1 protein-coding gene is annotated in these 694 nt (G+C 61.7%); it reads left to right on the top strand.

Going from position 1 to position 694, the window contains the following annotated elements; all coding sequences use genetic code 11:
• Window positions 1-694 (top strand): alpha/beta fold hydrolase (locus tag QK296_RS28940; protein ID WP_348775212.1); only part of this gene is annotated, 694 nt, incomplete at both ends.

The following is a 694-nucleotide window of genomic DNA, read 5'->3' as shown; positions in this document are numbered from 1 at the left end:
TTCGGCCTGAGCATCTGCACACCCGCAGTGTCGAGCCCGGCCCAGTTCAAGTCACCGAGTTGAAACCTGAAATGCCCATCGCCATGCCCGGGTTGGGCGCTAACCTGGCGGCGCAGTTGCCGTCGATTATTTCGGACGAGTTGGCGGCGCGTGGTGGCTACCGTATGCCGGTGCATGCCTGTGGTTACAACTGGCTGGACTCCAACGAGGAGGCCGCTTCAAGGCTGGCTGAGCGTATTAATGAACTCATGTATCAGTACGGTCGCAACTGCCAACAGGTGATTCTGGTTACCCACTCCATGGGCGGGCTGGTGGCACGTCGATGCGGGCAGCTACCGGGTATGGCCGACAAAATTGCCGGCGTCGTGCACGGCGTGATGCCCGCCATCGGGGCGCCGGTCGCTTACCGTCGCTGCAAGGTCGGGATGCGCGACGAAGACCCCATTGCCGGCGCGGTCATTGGCCCAACTGGTCAGGAGGTCACCGCTGTATTTGCGCAGGCACCCGGTGCCTTGCAATTGCTGCCCACCCAGGATTACGCCCCGGGCTGGCTGCGGCTGATTGACGAACGTGGAGCCCCGGCTATGCCGCGTCAACCGGTAAAGGATCCTTACGAAGAGATTTATCTACGCCGTGACCGCTGGTGGGGATTGTTGCGTGAAGAGTGGTTGGCACCGAAGGATGGGGATCCGAT

This window comes from Pseudomonas sp. AL10, assembly GCF_029960685.1.
Taxonomy (GTDB): Bacteria; Pseudomonadota; Gammaproteobacteria; order Pseudomonadales; family Pseudomonadaceae; genus Aquipseudomonas; species Aquipseudomonas lactis.
This window is presented reverse-complemented; position numbering and strand designations above follow the sequence as displayed.